The organism is Solicola agrisoli, assembly GCF_049059935.1.
Classification (GTDB): domain Bacteria; phylum Actinomycetota; class Actinomycetes; order Propionibacteriales; family Nocardioidaceae; genus JAURVT01.
Genome location: NZ_JBMGQR010000144.1, coordinates 1 through 2,299, shown reverse-complemented (window position 1 = coordinate 2,299; position 2,299 = coordinate 1). Strand labels below are relative to the sequence as shown.

3 protein-coding genes are annotated in these 2,299 nt (G+C 75.2%); 2 read left to right on the top strand and 1 reads right to left on the bottom strand.

What is annotated here, in order from left to right; translation table 11 throughout:
- Together ACI6PP_RS23105 and ACI6PP_RS23100 are read left to right on the top strand one after the other, a co-directional pair.
- A partial coding sequence (locus ACI6PP_RS23105; protein WP_421114103.1) for a VWA domain-containing protein occupies positions 1-506 on the top strand: 506 nt, incomplete at its 5' end.
- Positions 503-1,387, top strand: a complete 885-nt coding sequence (locus ACI6PP_RS23100) for a S1C family serine protease (protein WP_421114102.1) — start codon at positions 503-505, stop codon at positions 1,385-1,387. The genes ACI6PP_RS23105 and ACI6PP_RS23100, both read left to right, overlap by 4 nt.
- Before the next feature lie 111 nt (positions 1,388-1,498).
- Here the strand turns inward: ACI6PP_RS23100 and ACI6PP_RS23095 are convergent.
- The coding region (locus ACI6PP_RS23095; protein WP_421114100.1) for an ABC transporter ATP-binding protein at positions 1,499-2,299 on the bottom strand (801 nt) is incomplete at its 5' end.

Genomic DNA, 2,299 nt, shown 5'->3' with positions numbered 1-2,299 from the left:
CCACCGACCGCGCCGAGGTGCAGCGGGCGCTGGCCTCCATGTCGCCCGACGGCGGCACCGCCATCGGCGACGCGATCACCACCTCGGTCGAGGCGTCGCAGCGCGCGGCCGCGGACGGCGAGGGGGAGCCCGTGCCCGCCCGCGTCGTGCTGCTGAGCGACGGGCAGAACTCGCAGGGATCGCCCGTGGACGCGGGCATCCAGGCGGCGCTCGGCGCGGACGTGCCGGTGTCGACGATCGCGTACGGCACCGACGGCGGGACGCTCGGCAACCTCAGCGTGCCCGTGGACCGCGAGACCCTCGCCCAGATCGCAGACGAGACCGGCGGCGAGGCCTACGAGGCCGCCAGCGCCGAGGAGCTCGAGGGCGTCTACGAGGACCTCGGCAGCTCGATCGGCTACCGCACCGAGACCCAGGAGATCAGCTCGTGGTTCATCGGCGGCGGGCTCGTCCTCGCGATGCTCGCAGCCGCGGCGTCGCTCCGCTTCACCGGGAGGCTCCCATGACCGCGCACCGAGGACCGGACTTCGTCCGTCCGCAGACGGGCCCCGTCCGTACCGGACCGCTGCCCGAGCCGGCGTCGCACCCGGTGTTGGGCGGACCGCCGCCGCTGGGCGCCCCGGCCGAGCCGGTGGCGCCCGACCGCCCGCCCCGCCGGGGACGGGTGGCGGTGGTCGCCGCCGTCGTGGTGGCGCTGCTCGCCGTCGGCGCGACGGGAGGCGTGGTCGCGCTGACCGGCGGCGACGACGACACCGCCGCGAGCATCGGGCTGGACCGCGACCGCGGCGGGTCCGGCACCACCGCCGAGGTTGCGCAGCGGGTGCTGCCGAGCGTGGTGTCGGTGCAGGTGCGGCGCGGCGGCGACCGCTCCAGCGGGAGCGGGTTCGTCGTCGACGAGGGTCTGGTGGTCACCAACGCCCACGTCGTGGGCGAGGGGTCGCCCGACGTCACCGTGCGCTTCGGCGAGGACCGCGCCGTGGACGCCGAGGTGCTCGGCGTCAGCGAGCGCGACGACCTCGCGGTGCTGCGCGTCGACGTGCCGGGCGGTGTCGACCCGCTGCCGCTGGCCAGCTCGTCGCGGACCGTGGAGGTGGGCGACGGCGTCATCGCGGTGGGCTCGCCGCTCGGCCTCAGCGGCACGGTGACGGCCGGCATCGTCAGCGCGGTCGACCGGAGCGTCCGGCTCGGCGACACCCGCGCCGAGGCGCTGCAGACCGACGCGTCGATCAACCCCGGCAACTCCGGCGGCCCGCTGATCGACGCCCAGGGCCGCGTGATCGGCGTCAACACCTCCATCGCCAGCCTCGGCGGCGGCAACATCGGCATCGGCTTCGCCATCCCCTCCGACCGCGTCGCCACCGTCGTCGAACGCCTCTCGTCGCCCTAGCCCGCCCCCCCCGCCCCCCCCGCGAGTGCGCGAGATACGGGTTCTGCACCACCGAAAGCATCGCGGTGGTGCAGAACCCGTATCTCGGCGACGGGCGGGCGGGCGGCAGGCTCAGACGGGGAGGTCGGCGCGGCGGACGTCCTGCGTCGGACGGGGTGCGTCGCCGTCGCCGAGCTGCTCGACGTAGAGCCGGGCGTACAGGCCGCCGGCTGCGAGGAGCTCGTCGTGGGTGCCCTGCTCGACGAGCTCGCCGTGCTCGACGCCGAAGATGACGTCCGCCGCGCGGATCGTCGACAGCCGGTGGGCGATCGCGATCGTGGTGCGCCCCCGGGTGGCCCGCTCGAGCGCCTCCTGGACGAGCCGCTCGGTCTCGGTGTCGAGCGCGGAGGTCGCCTCGTCGAGGATCAGGACGGGCGGGTCCATCAGCAGGACGCGGGCGATCGCCAGGCGCTGCTTCTCCCCGCCCGACAGCCGGTAGCCCCGCTCGCCGGTGATCGTCTCGTAGCCCTCGGCGAACGACACGATCGTGTCGTGGATGTTGGCGTCGCGCGCGGCCTGGACGATCTCGTCGAACGTCGCGTCGGGACGGGCGTAGGCGAGGTTGTCGCGGATCGAGCCGTGGAACAGGTACGGCTCCTGCGTGACGGTGCCGACGGTGTCGGCCAGCGAGCCCATCGTCAGGTCGCGGACGTCGTGGTCGTCGATGCGCACCGAGCCGGCGGTGACGTCGTAGAAGCGCGGGATCAGGTAGGTGGTGGTGGTCTTGCCCGACCCGGTGGGCCCGACGATCGCCGCCAGCTGGCCCGGCTCGACGCGCATCGAGACGCCGCGCAGCGTCCAGGTGGGCTCGGCGAGCGGCGCGTCCGGCTCGACGGGCTCGCGGCCGGTCTCCCGGGGCTCGCGCGCCTCGGG

Coding starts and splice junctions, on each gene's coding strand:
- ACI6PP_RS23100 (WP_421114102.1), top strand. CDS start 503: ATGACCGCGCACCGAGGACCGGACTTCGTCCGTCCGCAGACGGGCCCC.